General features: G+C 61.1%; 13 protein-coding genes and 1 pseudogene. All 14 read left to right on the forward strand.

What is annotated here, in order from left to right; all coding sequences use genetic code 11:
* The 14 genes and pseudogenes from ACYZT4_RS07410 (at position 1) to ACYZT4_RS07475 (ending at position 16,070) form a co-directional block, all read left to right on the forward strand.
* On the forward strand, positions 1-1,599 hold the full coding sequence (locus ACYZT4_RS07410) for an ABC transporter permease (RefSeq protein WP_461986533.1): 1,599 nt from the start codon (positions 1-3) through the stop codon (positions 1,597-1,599).
* On the forward strand, positions 1,596-2,666 hold the full coding sequence (locus ACYZT4_RS07415; RefSeq protein ID WP_461986535.1) for an ABC transporter ATP-binding protein: 1,071 nt from the start codon (positions 1,596-1,598) through the stop codon (positions 2,664-2,666). Before ACYZT4_RS07410 ends, ACYZT4_RS07415 begins: the two co-directional genes overlap by 4 nt.
* Positions 2,667-3,117: 451 nt before the next feature.
* Positions 3,118-4,266 (forward strand): UDP-4-amino-4-deoxy-L-arabinose aminotransferase, encoded by a 1,149-nt coding sequence (gene arnB, locus ACYZT4_RS07420; RefSeq protein WP_461986537.1) that lies wholly within the window; start codon positions 3,118-3,120, stop codon positions 4,264-4,266.
* Entirely contained in the window at positions 4,263-5,282 is a 1,020-nt protein-coding gene (arnC, locus tag ACYZT4_RS07425) for an undecaprenyl-phosphate 4-deoxy-4-formamido-L-arabinose transferase (RefSeq protein WP_461986539.1), read from the forward strand. The genes arnB and arnC overlap by 4 nt, the downstream gene beginning before the upstream one ends.
* A complete protein-coding gene (arnA, locus tag ACYZT4_RS07430) occupies positions 5,279-7,285 on the forward strand; it encodes a bifunctional UDP-4-amino-4-deoxy-L-arabinose formyltransferase/UDP-glucuronic acid oxidase ArnA (protein WP_461986541.1) in 2,007 nt (668 codons plus the stop codon). Before arnC ends, arnA begins: the two co-directional genes overlap by 4 nt.
* Positions 7,285-8,169, forward strand: a complete 885-nt coding sequence (gene arnD / locus ACYZT4_RS07435) for a 4-deoxy-4-formamido-L-arabinose-phosphoundecaprenol deformylase (RefSeq protein ID WP_461988587.1) — start codon at positions 7,285-7,287, stop codon at positions 8,167-8,169. Before arnA ends, arnD begins: the two co-directional genes overlap by 1 nt.
* Positions 8,166-9,815, forward strand: coding sequence for a lipid IV(A) 4-amino-4-deoxy-L-arabinosyltransferase (arnT, locus tag ACYZT4_RS07440; protein WP_461986543.1), 1,650 nt, complete (start codon positions 8,166-8,168; stop codon positions 9,813-9,815). Before arnD ends, arnT begins: the two co-directional genes overlap by 4 nt.
* The gene (gene arnE, locus ACYZT4_RS07445; RefSeq protein WP_461986544.1) at positions 9,812-10,156 is read left to right on the forward strand and encodes a 4-amino-4-deoxy-L-arabinose-phosphoundecaprenol flippase subunit ArnE; all 345 of its coding nucleotides are present in this window, start codon (positions 9,812-9,814) and stop codon (positions 10,154-10,156) included. The genes arnT and arnE overlap by 4 nt, the downstream gene beginning before the upstream one ends.
* Positions 10,153-10,554, forward strand: a complete 402-nt coding sequence (gene arnF / locus ACYZT4_RS07450) for a 4-amino-4-deoxy-L-arabinose-phosphoundecaprenol flippase subunit ArnF (RefSeq protein WP_461986546.1) — start codon at positions 10,153-10,155, stop codon at positions 10,552-10,554. The genes arnE and arnF overlap by 4 nt, the downstream gene beginning before the upstream one ends.
* Entirely contained in the window at positions 10,551-11,936 is a 1,386-nt protein-coding gene (locus ACYZT4_RS07455; RefSeq protein ID WP_461986548.1) for a UDP-glucose dehydrogenase family protein, read from the forward strand. The genes arnF and ACYZT4_RS07455 overlap by 4 nt, the downstream gene beginning before the upstream one ends.
* Positions 11,936-13,519 carry an ArnT family glycosyltransferase gene (locus ACYZT4_RS07460; protein WP_461986549.1) on the forward strand — a complete coding sequence of 528 codons (1,584 nt, stop codon included), beginning with the start codon at positions 11,936-11,938 and terminating at the stop codon, positions 13,517-13,519. Before ACYZT4_RS07455 ends, ACYZT4_RS07460 begins: the two co-directional genes overlap by 1 nt.
* A 102-nt stretch (positions 13,520-13,621) precedes the next feature.
* Positions 13,622-14,001 (forward strand): annotated as a pseudogene (locus ACYZT4_RS07465) (MFS transporter); the annotation flags it as partial.
* 158 nt (positions 14,002-14,159) lie between these two features.
* Positions 14,160-14,858: an HPP family protein gene (locus ACYZT4_RS07470; RefSeq protein ID WP_461988589.1), complete on the forward strand. Its 699-nt coding sequence runs from the start codon at positions 14,160-14,162 to the stop codon at positions 14,856-14,858.
* 105 nt (positions 14,859-14,963) lie between these two features.
* Complete coding sequence (locus tag ACYZT4_RS07475) at positions 14,964-16,070, forward strand: enoyl-CoA hydratase/isomerase family protein (RefSeq protein ID WP_461986551.1); 1,107 nt, start codon at positions 14,964-14,966, stop codon at positions 16,068-16,070.
* The last annotated feature ends 3 nt before the right edge of the window (positions 16,071-16,073 follow it).

Raw genomic sequence — 16,073 nt, forward strand, 5'->3', positions numbered from 1 at the left:
ATGCCTGAAACGCTACCGGCGGACGTCGCTGCGGCGACCCCCACACACTTGCGCCACCGCTCCCGTGGTCTGTTCGCCCGCCGCGGCGGCGCGTGGGTCACCGGTTTGTCCGTGCTGGTGTCATTGCTGGCACTGTTGCCGATTGCCTTCGTCATCGGCGTCTCGTTGCAAACCGGCTGGGCCACAGTGGCGGTGCTGGTGTTCCGGCCAAGAGTGGGCGAGCTGCTGATCAACACCGTGTTGCTGGTGGTGATCACCATTCCCCTGTGCACTGCCCTCGGCGTGACGCTGGCCTGGCTGACCGAGCGCAGCAACTTGCCGGGGCGACGCTGGTGGTCGTTGCTGGCCACCGCACCGTTGGCGGTGCCGGCCTTCGTGCACAGCTATGCGTGGGTCAGTCTGATCCCTTCGATCAACGGGTTGTTCGCCGGAGTGCTGGTCTCGGTGATCGCCTACTTTCCCTTTCTGTATTTACCGGTGGCGGCGACCCTGCGCCGGCTCGATCCCGCCATTGAGGACGTTGCCGAGTCAATGGGGCTCAAGCCCTGGGCAGTGTTTTTCCGCGTGGTGTTGCCGCAGTTGCGCCTGGCAATCTGCGGCGGCGCGTTGCTCGTCGGCCTGCATTTGCTGGCTGAATATGGCCTGTACGCGATGATCCGTTTCGACACCTTCACCACGGCGATCTTCGATCAGTTCAAATCCACTTTCAACGGCCCCGCCGCCAACATGCTGGCCGGCGTGTTGGCCCTGTGTTGCCTGGCGATGTTGACTGCGGAGTCGGCGGCGCGGGGTCATGCGCGGTATGCCCGGGTCGGTTCGGGCAGTGCCCGCGAACAGCGAATCGTCCGGTTGAAAACCACGCCAACCGCATTCGCGCTGATTTTGCTGAGCGTCACCTGCGCCCTGGCACTCGGTGTGCCGCTGATCACGTTGGGCAAGTGGCTGATCGCGGGTGGCGCGCACGTCTGGCAGGTCGCCGAACTGCTGCCGGCGCTGCAACAGACCTTGCTGCTCGGGGTCATGGGCGCAGCGCTCACCACCTGCGCCGCGATCCCGATTGCCTGGCTGTCGATTCGCTATCCGGGGCGCCTGCAACGCATCCTTGAAAGCTGCAATTACATCACCAGTTCCTTGCCGGGCATTGTCGTCGCCCTAGCCCTGGTGACGGTCACGGTGCATTACGCCCGGCCGATTTATCAGACCACCATCACCGTGCTACTGGCGTACCTGCTGATGTTTTTGCCCCGGGCGCTGGTGAGTTTGCGTGCCGGTATCGCCCAGGCGCCGGTGGAACTGGAGAACATTGCGCGCAGCCTCGGGCGCTCCCCCGGCCGGGCGCTGTGGCTGATCACTATGCGCCTGGCCGCGCCCGGTGCTGCCGCGGGTGCCGCGCTGGTGTTCCTGGCGATCACCAATGAGTTGACCGCCACCCTGCTGCTCGCCCCCAACGGCACCCGCACGCTGGCGACCGGGTTCTGGGCATTGACCAGCGAAATCGATTACGCCGCTGCGGCACCCTACGCGCTGCTGATGATTGTGTTGTCACTCCCGTTGACCGGACTTCTCTATCACCAATCCAAAAAAACGGCTGGCCGATGAACGCCCTTGAACTGCATTCGATCTGCAAATCCTACGGCGCCCACCGGGCCCTGGAAAACATCAGCCTGTCGGTGCCTACGGGCAGTCGCACGGTGATCGTCGGCCCGTCGGGGTCGGGCAAAACCACCTTGCTGCGAATGATCGCCGGGTTTGAATTTCCGGACTGGGGCCGCTTGACACTCAACGGCCAGACGTTGGTCGACGACACCCATGAAGTGCCGGCACACGAACGCCAGATCGGCTATGTGCCCCAGGACGGCGCCCTGTTCCCGCACATGACCGTGGCCGCCAATATCGGTTTCGGACTCTCGGGCAAAGGCATCAATAAACAGGAACGTATCGCTGAACTGATGGACAGCGTGGCGCTCGACGCCAGCATGGCCACTCGTTGGCCCCACGAGCTATCCGGCGGTCAGCAACAACGGGTGGCACTGGCCAGGGCCCTTGCTCAACAACCACGCCTGATGCTGCTGGATGAACCGTTTTCGGCGCTCGACACCGGTTTGCGCGCGTCCATGCGCAAGCTGGTTGCGCGGCTGCTGGCCGACGCCGGCGTGACCACCATCCTGGTCACCCATGACCAGAGTGAAGCGCTGTCGTTTGCCGATCAACTGGCGGTCATGCGCGACGGCCAACTGGTGCAGTCGGGCCATCCGCTGGATCTCTACCGTTATCCCGCCGACGAACAAACCGCGCTGTTCCTCGGCGATGCCGTGGTCATGCCCGCCAGGATCGAGGCCGGCTGGGCCCATTGCGACCTGGGGCGGGTTCCGGTCAACAACCACCGCAACAACCGCTGCGCGCAGATCATGTTGCGGCCCGAGCAGCTGCAACTGGTCAGCATTGTCCCCAACACCGTCGAAGCCGCGGGCTGCCGCGCCGTGGTTACCGAGCGCGATTTCAGCGGCAACACTTGCACATTGACCGTGGAACTGGAGGCTTTAGCCAACGCAGACCAGCCTGGCCGATCATTGATGGTGCGCAGTTCCGGACTCTATGCGCCACCCACCGGCAGCGCGGTTCATGTTTCCACTATCGGCCACGCCCATGTGTTGAGCGAGCCTTGAGGCGGCCCGCGCCGCCGTTCGTTTTTATACCGCACATCCGGGCACACGCCCGGCGATCCGCAAGACCTGTTTCATTGAATGCAAACACATCAATGAAACAACTAATAACTGAAACATTTTTCATATAAGCCGAACACTTCCGTAAGACGCTTCTTACACAAAAGCGTGAGCGAAGGCAGAAGTCTGAACACAGGCTTAATAGCCTTCAGATAAACGCTATCACGACCGGTTTTTCATATTCCTTTCACAAAATCGAGCCTACTCTCTTAACAATCGGGTGGGCCTGCCAGCGCTCCCTCAATTTGCCGAGCCCATTGGAAACCCCAATGAATGCGCTTTGTCAGCATGATGAATTAACTCATTGATGCAGCATTCAATTCTTCGTCTACGATGAAATGGGATTCAGACGTGTTTCAACTCAAAACTGCTGATCAAATAATCCGAGGTGCCCATGACTGAGGCTTTTCTCCCCTTCTCCCGCCCGAGTATTGGCGAAGAAGAAATCGCCGCCGTAGAGCAAGTATTGCGCTCAGGCTGGATCACTACCGGGCCGAAAAACCAGCAACTCGAAGAGCACTTCGCCAACTACGTCGGTTGCAAACATGCCGTGGCTCTGTCCTCGGCCACCGGTGCAATGCACATCACGTTATTGGCATTGGGCATCGGTCCTGGCGATGAAGTCATCACGCCGTCGCAGACCTGGGTTTCGACCGCCAACATGATTTGCCTGCTGGGCGCGACACCGGTATTCGTCGACGTTGAACGCGACACGCTGATGAGTGATCTGGCGAGTATCGAAGCCGCCATCACCCCACGCACAAAAGCGATTATTCCGGTGCATTACGCCGGCGCGGCGTTCGACCTTGACCCGCTTTACGCGCTGGCCGACAAACACGGCATCGCGGTCATCGAAGACGCTGCCCACGCAGCCGGGACCTTCTACAAAAACCGCCATGTCGGCGCGAACGGCACGGCGATCTTCTCGTTTCACGCGATCAAGAACATGACCTGCGCCGAGGGCGCGATGTTCGTCAGTGACGATGAAGCGCTGGCCAATCGGGTGCGCATGCTCAAGTTTCACGGGCTCGGCGTCGATGCCTACGACCGCCTGACTCACGGTCGCAAGCCTCAGGCGGAAGTGATCGAACCCGGCTTCAAATACAACCTGGCCGACATCAATGCCGCCATCGCGCTGGTGCAACTGGAACGCCTGGACGAGATCAATGCAAAGCGCACCGAACTGGCCCGAACGTATTTGCAAAGGCTGGAAGGCTCGGCCGTGCAACCCCTGGCGATTCCCCAGTACCCGCAACAGCACGCCTGGCACCTGTTCATCCTGCGCATCGACGCCGAGCGCTGCGGGCTCGACCGCGAAGCGTTCATGAAAGCCTTGCAGGCGCAGAACATCGGCACTGGGATTCATTTCATTGCCACACACCTGCACAGCTATTACCGCCAGCGCTTCCCGAACATCTACCTGCCCAACACCGAGTGGAACTCCGCGCGCCTGTGCTCGATCCCGCTGTTCCCGGACATGACCGGCGATGACGTGAATCGCGTGGTCGATGCCATTGAAACCGTACTGGACACACGCCTGTGAAACCTTATCCGATCCGTTGCGTTTCGATTGTCATCCCGGTCTACAACGAAGAAGACAGCCTGCCAGAGTTGCTGAGGCGCACCGAAGCGGCGTGCCGGCAATTGCACCACGACTATGAAATCGTGCTGGTCGATGACGGGAGTCGTGACAACTCTGCGCAAATTCTCGAAGAGGCTGCCAGTGTTGAGTGCAGCCCGGTGGTGGCGGTCATTCTCAACCGCAACTACGGCCAGCACGCGGCAATCATGGCCGGTTTCGAGCAGTGCAAAGGCGATGTGATCATCACCCTTGATGCCGATCTGCAAAACCCGCCAGAAGAGATTCCGCGCCTGGTGGCCCAGGCTGAACTCGGCTATGACGTGGTCGCCACGGTGCGCAGTAATCGCCAGGATTCGGCGCTGCGGCGCTGGCCTTCAAAAGTAATCAACCTGGCCGTGCAGCGCTCCACCGGCGTGGCCATGAGCGATTACGGCTGCATGCTCCGCGCTTATCGTCGGTCCATCGTCGACGCCATGCTCGCCTGCCGCGAACGCAGCACCTTCATCCCTATCCTCGCCAACAGTTTTGCCCGGCACACCACGGAAATCCTCGTGACCCATGCCGAACGCGAACACGGCGAATCGAAGTACAGCCCGATGCGCCTGATCAACCTGATGTTCGACCTGATCACCTGCATGACCACCACGCCGCTGCGCTTGCTGAGCATTGTCGGCTTCGCCATGGCCGGCCTGGGCGTGGCGTTCGCCCTGGCGCTGATCGTGTTGCGCCTGGTGTTCGGCGCCAGTTGGGCCGGTCACGGCACCTTCGTATTGTTCGCCGTGCTGTTCGTGTTCACCGGTGGCCAGTTCATCGGCATGGGCCTGTTGGGCGAATACCTCGGGCGCATGTACAGCGACGTGCGCGCCCGCCCGCGTTTCTTTATCGAAAAAGTTTTGCGTAGCCAACCGGCGTCCCCTGCTCCGGTTGTCACCGTTGACGGTCTCACTTCCACTTCTTCAGATCAGGTTCTCTCATGAGTGCAAAAGCTGTTGTTTTCGCCTATCACGATATTGGCTGTGCCGGCATCGAAACCCTGCTCGCCTCGGGCTTCGAGATCGCCGCGGTGTTTACCCACGCCGATGATCCGAAGGAAAACGCTTTCTACAGCTCTGTTGCGCAACTGTGCGCCCGCAAGGGTATCCCGGTGCACGCCCCGGAAGACGTCAATCACCCCCTGTGGATCGAACGCATCGGCCAGCTCGACGCGGATTACCTGTTCTCGTTCTACTACCGCAACCTGCTCAGCGAACCGTTGCTGGCCACCGCGCGCAAAGGCGCGTTTAACCTGCACGGTTCCTTGCTGCCGCGCTATCGCGGGCGGGCGCCGGCCAATTGGGTGCTGGTCAACGGCGAAAGCGAAACCGGCGTGACCTTGCATCGCATGGTCAAGCGCGCCGACGCCGGCGCGATTCTCGCCCAGCAGCGTGTCGCGATTGAACGCAGCGACACGGCGCTGAGCCTGCACGGCAAACTGCGCGTGGCCGCTGCCGACCTGCTGCGCGACACGCTGCCAGCCTTGCTCGCCGGCACCGTCAGCGAAACCCCGCAGGATGAATCCAAAGCCACAGTATTCGGCCGACGCACAGCGGCCGACGGCAAACTGGACTGGAAGCGCCCGGCCGAACAGCTGTTCAATCTGGTGCGCGCAGTCACCCAGCCTTACCCCGGCGCGTTCTGTGCCGTCAGCGAACACAAACTGATCATCTGGAACGCCGAAGTGGTCAAGGGCAACGACGGCCAGGCACCCGGCCGGGTCATCAGCGTCGATCCGCTGCGCATTGCCTGCGGCGAAGATTCGCTGGTGATCAGCGCCGGTCAACGCAACGACAATGGCCTGTACCTGAGCGGCCCGCAACTGGCCAGCGAGCTTGGTCTGGTCGAGGGTTCCGTGCTGCGCGGTTCCGAATCCGGGCGCGCACCACGTCGTACCCGCGTACTGATCCTCGGCGTCAACGGTTTCATCGGCAATCACTTGTCCGAGCGTTTGCTGCGCGATGACCAATACGAGGTCTACGGCCTCGACATCGGCTCCGATGCCATCGACCGTTTGCGCAGCCACCCGAACTTCCATTTCGTCGAAGGCGATATCAGCATCCACTCCGAGTGGATCGAGTACCACATCAAGAAATGCGACGTGATCCTGCCGCTGGTGGCGATCGCCACGCCGATCGAATACACCCGCAACCCGCTGCGCGTGTTCGAACTGGATTTCGAAGAAAACCTGAAACTGGTGCGCTACTGCGTCAAGTACAACAAACGCGTGATCTTCCCGTCGACCTCGGAAGTCTATGGCATGTGCCAGGACGACAAATTCGACGAGGACACCTCCAACCTGGTGGTCGGGCCGATCAATAAACAACGCTGGATCTACTCGACCTCCAAGCAACTGCTGGACCGGGTGATCTGGGCCTACGGCCAGAAAGGCCTGAACTTCACCCTGTTCCGTCCCTTCAACTGGATGGGCCCGCGCCTCGACCGTCTGGATTCGGCACGCATCGGCAGTTCCCGGGCGATCACGCAGCTGATCCTCAATCTGGTGGAGGGCACACCGATTCGCCTGTTCGACGGTGGCGAGCAAAAACGCTGCTTCACCGACATTGCCGACGGCGTGGAAGCCCTGGCGCGGATCATCGACAACCGCAACGACGCCTGCAACGGCCAGATCATCAACATCGGCAACCCGGACAACGAAGCCAGCATCCGGCAGTTGGGCGAAGAGCTGTTGCGCCAGTTCGAAGCGCATCCGTTGCGCCACAACTTCCCGCCGTTCGCCGGGTTCCGCGATGTCGAAAGCAAGGCGTTCTACGGCACCGGCTATCAAGACGTGTCCCATCGCAAACCAAGCATTGCCAACGCCAAGCGCCTGCTCGACTGGGCGCCGACGGTGGAGATGAGCGAGACCATCGGCAATACCCTGGATTTCTTCCTCCGTGAAGCCATGCTCGAAATCGCGGAGCTTTCTAAAGAAGAAGCATGTTAATGCAGGCAGGCCTTCGAATCGATGTCGACACTTACCGCGGCACCCGTGAGGGGGTGCCGCGGCTCCTGGAAATGCTCGATGAGGCCGGGGTCAAGGCGACGTTTTTTTTCAGTGTCGGACCGGACAACATGGGCCGGCATTTGTGGCGCCTGATTCGCCCGCAGTTTCTGTGGAAGATGCTCCGTTCGAATGCCGCCGGCCTCTACGGCTGGGACATCTTGCTGGCGGGCACCGCGTGGCCGGGCAAGCCGATTGGCCATGACCTCGGCCACTTGATGCGCCAGACCCAGGCGGCCGGGCATGAAGTCGGCCTGCACGCCTGGGATCACCACGGCTGGCAGGCGAATGCCGGACACTGGAACGACGCTCAGTTGATCGAGCAGATTCGCCTGGGCGTGGACACGCTGAGCGACATCCTCGGGCAGAAAATCGACTGCTCGGCGGCGGCCGGATGGCGTGCGGATGAGCGAGTGATCGAAGCCAAGCAGGCTTTCGGTTTTCGCTACAACAGCGATTGCCGGGGTAACAGCCTGTTCCGGCCGAGACTGCCCAGTGGTGGTTTGGGTGCGCCGCAAATTCCGGTGGATCTGCCGACCTTCGATGAGGTGGTCGGCCCCGCTGTCGCCGCCGAAGACTTCAACAGCTTCATCCTTGACCGGTTCAGTGCCGAAAAACTCAACGTCTACACGATCCATGCCGAAGTAGAAGGGATTCTGATGGCCGACGATTTCCGTCAACTGCTGGCCGCTGCGAGCCAGCGTGATATCCGTTTCCAGCCGTTGGGCGATCTGCTGCCCGAACGGTCAGACGCTGTGCCGGCCGGGCGCGTGGTACGCGGCGCGCTTGAAGGGCGTGAAGGCTGGCTGGGAGTGCAAGGCGTATGAGCAATCGCTGGGCATTGCCGTTTCTGCTGGGCGCTTTCCTGCTGCTGTACCTCCTGCCGCTGGGCACCCATGGCTTATGGATTCCCGACGAAACCCGCTACGCGCAGATCAGCCAGGACATGCTGCTGAGCGGCAACTGGGTGTCGCCGCACTTCATGGGCTTGCGCTACTTCGAAAAACCGGCCGCCGGTTACTGGATGATCGCCGCCAGTCAGGCGTTGTTCGGCCAGAACTTGTTCGGCGTGCGGTTTGCTTCCGCCCTGAGCATCGGGCTCAGCGTGATGCTGTGTTACCTGATCGCCCGTCGGCTCTGGAACGAACCGCGCAAGAGTTTCGCCTGCGCGCTGCTGTACATGAGTTTCACCGTTGTGGCCGGTGCAGCCGGTTACGCCAACCTCGATCCGCAATTCACCCTGTGGGTCAACCTTAGTCTGGTGGCCTTGTGGTTCGCGCTGGACAGCGCGAGTCGCGGGCGGCGCCTGGTCGGCTGGGCCGTGCTTGGTCTGGCCTGTGGCATGGGGTTTCTGACCAAGGGTTTTCTGGCGTTGCTGTTGCCGGTGCTGATCGCCCTGCCCTGGATGCTTTGGCAAAAACGTTGGCGCGAGCTGTTGCTTTACGGCCCGGTGGCCATTGTCGCGGCCATCGTCGTGAGCTTGCCGTGGGCGCTGGCAGTGCATGCGCAGGAGCCCGATTACTGGCGGTTTTTCTTCTGGCACGAACACATTCGCCGCTTCGCCGGTGACGACGCCCAGCACGACGCGCCTTGGTGGTTCTACTTTCCTTGGCTGGTGGGATTCAGTCTGCCGTGGGCCGGGCTGTTGCCGTCGGCATTCAAGCAAGCGTGGCAAACACGCGGGCAGTCGCACATCGCGTTCCTGCTGTTGTGGCTGCTGATGCCGTTGCTGTTTTTCAGTCTCAGCAACGGCAAATTGCCCAGTTACATCCTGCCGTGCCTGTTGCCGTTGGCTTTGTTACTGGGGCACGCACTGGCGGATCGTCTGCGCGTGGAACAGGGCCGGGCGTTGGGGATCAATGGCCTGCTGAATCTGATACTGGGCTTGGTCACCCTGCTCGCGCTGGTTTACCTGCAACTGAAAAAGCCGCTGTACGACCACGAGTTGCACAGCCTGGTGCTGGTGTTTATCGGGCTGATCGGCTGGATCATGGCCAATCTGCTGCAAGCGTTCCGGCCGTTGCAATGCTGGGCAGCGCCAGCCATTGGCAGTTTGCTGCTGATCGGCGTTGTGCCGGCGGCGCTGCCCGAGGCGGTGGTGGCGAACAAGATGCCGGACCAGTTCGTCCTTGAGCATCAAGAGGAACTCAGCCGGGTCGACAGTCTGTTGGCCAACGACCTCGGCGCCGCCTCTGCCCTGGCCTGGCGCCTGAAACGTGCGGACGTGGCGTTGTACAACACGATAGGCGAACTGAAATATGGCCTCGCCTATCCTGACGGCATGCAGCAACGCGTCGACCCCGAGCGCGTCCAGCAGTGGATGCGCGACGCCCGCCAGCACGGTTCGGTGGGGGTGATAATGCGGGTCAAAGGCGAGAGCGAACTGCGTGAAATCGAACGCTTGCCCAAAGACGGCAAACGCTATGAACAAGGCAACCTTGTGATTCTGATTTTTCCTCAGGGTGCGTCATGAGCCTGTTACTGGTGCTGGCAGCCTGCCTGCTCACGTGCCTGGGTCAGATCGCCCAGAAATACGCAGTCGAGCGCTGGCGTGGCAAGCCGTCAAGCTGGGGCGAAAAACTTCGCACACCGTGGCTGTGGCTGGCGCTCGGCGCGTTGGGCGCGGGTTTGCTGGTGTGGCTGCTGGTGTTGCAGCGCCTAGAGGTCGGCCTCGCGTACCCGATGCTCAGCCTGAATTTCGTGCTGATTACCTTGATCGCTCGCTTCGTTTTCCATGAAGTCATCGACCGCCGCCACTGGGTCGGCGTGGTGCTGGTGATCGGCGGAGTGATTCTGCTGGGGTCGCACACATGAGCCTGCGCCGCGGAATCACTTTCGCCCTCGGCAGCGTCTTGCTCGGCAGCGCTGCACAGTTGGGCATGCGCTGGAGCATGACGCGCCTGCCCTCACCCGAACACTGGCTCGACGAAGCCATTGACCCGACCGCGGTGGTCGTGGTGCTGGGCGCCATCCTCGCCTACGCCCTGTCGATGTTCAGTTGGCTCGCCGCGTTGCGCGATGTGCCGCTCGGCCGGGCCTATTCGCTGCTGAGCATCAGCTATGCGCTGGTGTACCTGCTCGCCGCCACGCTACCGATGTTCAACGAAGCGTTCAGCCTTTCCAAAAGCCTCGGGGTGGCACTGGTCATCCTCGGCGTCATCACCATCAATTCTCGACCCGCTCACGCGTCCGGACTCAGGAGTGACCTATGAAAATCAGTGTATTTGGTAGCGGTTACGTTGGTCTGGTGCAAGCCGCCGTGCTGGCGGAAGTCGGCCACGACGTCGTGTGCATGGACATCGACGAGAAGAAAGTCGAATTGCTGCAACAAGGCCACGTAAGCATTTTCGAGCCGGGGCTGGCCAGCCTGGTGCGCGAGAGCCTGGAAGCCAAGCGCCTGCAATTCACCACCGATGAAAAACTCGCGGTGCAACACGGTCAGGTGCTGTTCATCGCAGTTGGCACGCCGTCCCGGGACGATGGCTCGGCGGACCTGCGTTACGTATTGTCGGTGGGCGATGCGGTGGCTCGTCATCGCGAGCAGCCGGTGATTCTGGTGGAAAAATCCACCGTACCCGTGGGCACTGGCGACACGTTGCGCGCGCACATCGACAAGGCCTTGATCAAAGTCGGTCGGTTGTTACAGTTCGAGATCGTCTCCAACCCTGAGTTCTTGAAAGAAGGCTCGGCCGTGGCCGATTGCCGGCGCCCGGACCGCATCGTCATCGGTTGCGAAAACGATGACGTGCGCGACGTCATGCGCGACCTCTACGCACCCTTCAACCGCAACCATGACCGCATCATGTTCATGGACCTGCGCAGCGCCGAGCTGACCAAATACGCGGCCAACTGCATGCTGGCGACCAAGATCAGTTTCATCAACCAGATCGCCGAACTGGCCGAACACCTCGGCGCCGACATCGAGTCGGTGCGCCTGGGCATCGGCGCCGATTCGCGCATTGGCTACCACTTCATCTACCCCGGCTGCGGCTATGGCGGTTCGTGTTTTCCCAAGGACATGCGCGCGCTGATCCACAGCGCTGAAGAAGCGCATTGTTCCAGCGATTTGCTGCAAGCGGTGGAAGCGATCAACCAGCGGCAGAAACACAAGCTGTTCGAACGCATCAACGCGTTCTACAAGGGCGATTTACGCGGCAAGACGTTTGCCGTGTGGGGCCTGGCCTTCAAGCCCAACACCGACGACATGCGCGACGCCCCGAGCCGCGTGCTCCTGGAATCGCTGTGGGCCGCCGGCGCCAGCGTGCGCGCATTCGATCCGGAAGCGATGCAGGAAACCCAGCATTTGTATCCCGACGAAGCGAAGCTGATGCTCATGGGCACCCCGGAGTCAGTGCTGTCGGGGGCCGACGCGTTGATCATCTGCACCGAGTGGCAGCAGTTCAAGGCCCCGGATTTCAACCTGATCCAGCAGCGGCTCAACGCACCGGTGATCTTTGACGGGCGCAACCTGTACGACGCTGATCGCCTGGCGCGCAACGGGTTCACGTACTTCCCGATGGGCCGCGGTGAATCGCGCAAATTGCCGATTCCATATCAGCAGTGGCCGGCCGCTTCGGTCGTCGCCGGGTTGTGATGTCAGGGCACGTGCGCCACCAGTCCTGGTTAATCGGTCTGCTGGCGTTGGTACTGTTCAGCGCCGGGGTTTATCAGCAGGCAGCCATTGGTTTCGATTCGCGGTTCGTGCTGTTCGCCCAGGAGATGTTGCGTCATGGGCCGTCGGTGTTTCCGACCACCTATGGCCAGCCTTACGCTGATTATTCGGCGGTTTCGACGCTGTTTATCTGGCTGCTGTCACTGCCATTCGGCGAGGTCAGCAGCCTCAGTGCCTGGCTGCCCAGCGCGATTGCCGGTGCGGTGATCGTGACGTTGATGTACCGCATGCTGGCGCCCCACTCCCCGCGCTGGGCGGTGTTGAGCATCGCGCTGATGCTCATGACCAGCACCTTCATCACCGAAACCCGCGCCGTGTCCCTGGACCTGATGCTCGCTGCGGTGGCATTTGCGGTGTTCTACCTGGGCTACGCCGCCGATCACGGTGCGGCAAAGCGTCGCTGGTGGCTGATCTTCGCCCTGTTGCTGCTCGGATTCGGCATCCGCGGGCCAATTGGATTGGTGATTCCCACCGGCATCCTGTGCAGCTATCTGCTGATCAATCGCCAATGGCAACGCCTGTTCGGTTTTGGCCTTGGCGCGGCGCTGCTGCTGGCGGTGTGCGTCGGCGCGTTGTTGTGGCTGGCTGAACGCAGCGGCGGCCAGGCCTTCATGCAAGACGTGATACGCATGCAGTTCATGGGCCGCATGGACGGCAGCGAAGGCATGAGCGGTTCGCTGTATTACTTCACCAGCTCGCTGGGTAACTATGCGCTGGCCTATCCCCTGGCCTTGCTGGCGTTGGCGGCGGTCTGGCTGACGGATTCGCGCCAGGCGAGTCCGGCCTTGCGCCTGGTGCACTGCTGCACGGCGGCGGCGCTGATCGTGATGATCGGGTTATCGATTCCGCAGGCGAAGAAAGCCCGTTATGTGCTGCCCATATTGCCAATGGTGGCGATCATCGCGGCGTATCCGTTTCAAGTGGCGCACGGCCGGGTGTTCGCCTGGTTGCGGGTCGGGATGCAGGGGGTGTGGCTGATATTACCCTCGGTACTGATCGCTGGATTGCTGATTGCTCAACGACGCGTGCCCGAGCCACTGACTTCGATTTTGACCATCCTTGGTGGGTTGCAGGCCATCGCCATCGTCATGCTGTTCAAGTCTTCGCGATGGCGGCCTCAGGCATTGGCATTGTGCGCGGTGTTGGCGCTGTGGCTGGTTTACTTGCTGGTGTTCGAGCCAGTGGAACGCCGGCTCTACGATACCCGAACGTTTAGTCGCGCGGCCTTTGCGCTCGTACAGGAAAACCCGGCGCCGCTGGTGTTACACGGCATGGGCAAAGACGCCAAGGCGATCAAGTTCATGGTCAATATCGGGCAGGATCTGCAACCGGTGTTTACTGAGTCGATACAGGAGTTGGAAAGCGTTGCGCGACCGGCGTGGGTGATGATGGACCAGAGTGATTACAATGCATTGCACGGCACTGCTCCGGGTACGCAGTTTTCGGTATTGAACGGACGCTTCGATAACAATGATTACGTACTGATTCACCTGCCGAAACCCTAAACTTGCCCCCCACCACCACCCCTTGTAGGAGCGTGGACCTGTGGCGAGGCTTGCTCGCGAAAGGCGCGAATCGGCCTCCCGCCGAACATCAAAAATCAGAAGCGCTTTCTCAAGCGTGAACAGCTGCGCTACTGGTTTGCCGGTGGTACCAGCCTGTTCTTCGTCGGATGGATCGGCTTCAGCCTGGCCGACAGCCTGATGTCGTGATGGGTGGCGATGTTTATTTTCACCCTCGGCGAGATGATCATTTATCCCGCCGAATTCCTCTTCGTCGACACCCTCGCCCCGGAGGAACTGCGCGGCAGCTATTACGGTGCGCAGAACCTGGCCGCCCTCGGCGGTGCCCTGAGTCCGGTGATGTGCGGCTATCTATTGATGCACACAGCGGCACCGACAATGTTTTATGCCCTGAGCGCGCTCACCGCCATGGCGGTTTTCTATGCTTCATGAGCGGTCGGCGCGTGGCTTTACAGCAAAGATAATGCACTCAAACAGCATTAATATGAATTTGTCAGCATCAGAAATCAGCGGCACACTGTCCTCGTTCCTCCCCCAATAGTTGGAACACCTTCAAGGGCTTTCTGGATATCCCAGCTAAGCCTTTTTTTTTGCATCGATTTTATCTATGGGTCTGTTACCGATGCTCGCTCGCTGGTTACCCGCCGCCATCAACACCCGTCCCTCGGAATGGAGCCGCGCCGCGATTGGCATGGCGTTGGGCACGATGTTCAGCGTCTGGCTGTGTTCGCAGGTGTTTGGCATCGAAGTGGCGCAGCATTTGATCGGCCCCCTGGGGGCTTCGGCGGTGTTGCTGTTTGCCGTGTCATCCGGTGCGCTGGCGCAACCCTGGTCGATCCTCGGCGGTTACCTGAGCGCCAGCGTTGTCGCGTTGCTGGTGGCACATGTGCTGGGGCGCACCCTCGGCAGTGCATGCCTGGCCGCCGGCATGGCGCTGCTCCTGATGTGCTGGCTGCGTTGCCTGCACCCGCCGGCCGGTGCCCTGGCCCTGACGCTGGTATTGGCTGACCCGGCGACCATCGCCCTCGATTGGAAAGCCCTGGCCCCGGTGATGTTTGGCGCCACGACGATGTTGTTCAGCGCGCTGGCGTATAACAACCTGACGCGCATTCGTTACCCGAAACACCCCGCCGAACCGGCGCCGGTCATGCCTTCGGCCGACAGCCAGGCCATTACCGCCCAAGACTTGAAACTGGCCCTGACGGACATGGAAGCTTTCTTCGACGTCACCCCTGAAGACCTTGAGCGGTTGATTCACGCCAGTGAACTGCACGCCAAACGCCGCAGCATCAGCGAAGTCCTCTGCAAAAATGCAGACTGAGCCTGCACATATCCCGGTTGTACACGATAAATTTGCACTGGTACGATCCTGCATCGCTCGCGCGCGAGCTTGTCTATAAAGAACAATAAAAGCAGGGAGTTAGTGATGACTGCTCAGGTTTCTTCTCCAGGGACTTCGCTCCTGGATGCCACGCAAAATGAAGTGCTGGCCGAGGTTCGCAACCACATCGGTCACCTGACCCTGAATCGCCCCGCCGGTCTCAACGCAATTACCCTCAACATGGTCCGCCTCCTGCACTGCCAGCTCGACGCCTGGGCGCAGGATTCGCAGGTTCACGCCGTGGTCTTGCGGGGTGCCGGCGAGAAAGCCTTTTGTGCCGGCGGCGATATCCGTTCGCTGTACGACAGCTTCAAAAATGGCGACACCCTGCACGAAGATTTCTTCGTCGAGGAATACGCCCTCGACCTCGCTATCCACCATTACCGCAAACCGGTGCTCGCCCTGATGGACGGTTTTGTCCTCGGCGGCGGCATGGGCCTGGTGCAAGGCGCCGACTTGCGGGTAGTCACCGAGAAAAGCCGCCTGGCGATGCCGGAAGTGGCCATCGGTTATTTCCCGGACGTCGGCGGCAGCTACTTTTTGCCGCGCATCCCCGGCGAATTGGGGATTTACCTGGGCGTCAGCGGCGTGCAGATCCGCGCCGCCGATGCGCTGTTTTGCGGATTGGCTGACTGGTATCTGGACAGCAGCAAACTCGCAACACTCGACGAAAAGCTCGATCGGCTGGAATGGCGCGAGACGCCGCTGAAGGACCTGCACAGTCTGCTGGCCAAATTCGCGGTACAGCAACTGCCCGATGCACCACTTAAAGCACTGCGCCCGGCCATCGATCACTTCTTCGCCCTGCCCGACGTGCCGAGTATGGTTGAGCAATTGCGCGAGGTGACCGTCGCTGACAGCCGTGAATGGGCAAATGCTACGGCTGATTTGCTGGAAACCCGTTCGCCGCTGGCCATGGGCGTGACCCTGGAAATGCTGCGACGCGGCCGGCACTTGAGCCTGGAAGACTGCTTCGCCCTTGAGCTGCACCTGGACCGTCAGTGGTTCGAGCGCGGCGACCTGATCGAAGGCGTGCGCGCCTTGCTGATCGACAAAGACAAGACACCGCGCTGGAACCCACCGACCTTGCACGCGCTGGACACCGGGCACGTCGCGAGTTTCTTCAGCGGGTTTGACCGGAGCGGGAGCTGAGCC

It is taken from the genome of Pseudomonas sp. GB2N2 (genome assembly GCF_054897705.1).

What these genes read in the sequence shown, in the direction of transcription:
- ACYZT4_RS07455 (WP_461986548.1), top strand. Translation starts at nt 10,551, where the DNA reads ATGAAAATCAGTGTATTTGGTAGCGGTTACGTTGGTCTGGTGCAAGCC.
- ACYZT4_RS07475 (WP_461986551.1), top strand. Translation starts at nt 14,964, where the DNA reads ATGACTGCTCAGGTTTCTTCTCCAGGGACTTCGCTCCTGGATGCCACG.
- arnD (WP_461988587.1), top strand. Translation starts at nt 7,285, where the DNA reads ATGCAGGCAGGCCTTCGAATCGATGTCGACACTTACCGCGGCACCCGT.
- arnT (WP_461986543.1), top strand. Translation starts at nt 8,166, where the DNA reads ATGAGCAATCGCTGGGCATTGCCGTTTCTGCTGGGCGCTTTCCTGCTG.
- ACYZT4_RS07470 (WP_461988589.1), top strand. Translation starts at nt 14,160, where the DNA reads ATGCTCGCTCGCTGGTTACCCGCCGCCATCAACACCCGTCCCTCGGAA.
- arnE (WP_461986544.1), top strand. Translation starts at nt 9,812, where the DNA reads ATGAGCCTGTTACTGGTGCTGGCAGCCTGCCTGCTCACGTGCCTGGGT.
- ACYZT4_RS07460 (WP_461986549.1), top strand. Translation starts at nt 11,936, where the DNA reads ATGTCAGGGCACGTGCGCCACCAGTCCTGGTTAATCGGTCTGCTGGCG.
- arnA (WP_461986541.1), top strand. Translation starts at nt 5,279, where the DNA reads ATGAGTGCAAAAGCTGTTGTTTTCGCCTATCACGATATTGGCTGTGCC.
- arnF (WP_461986546.1), top strand. Translation starts at nt 10,153, where the DNA reads ATGAGCCTGCGCCGCGGAATCACTTTCGCCCTCGGCAGCGTCTTGCTC.
- ACYZT4_RS07410 (WP_461986533.1), top strand. Translation starts at nt 1, where the DNA reads ATGCCTGAAACGCTACCGGCGGACGTCGCTGCGGCGACCCCCACACAC.
- arnB (WP_461986537.1), top strand. Translation starts at nt 3,118, where the DNA reads ATGACTGAGGCTTTTCTCCCCTTCTCCCGCCCGAGTATTGGCGAAGAA.
- ACYZT4_RS07415 (WP_461986535.1), top strand. Translation starts at nt 1,596, where the DNA reads ATGAACGCCCTTGAACTGCATTCGATCTGCAAATCCTACGGCGCCCAC.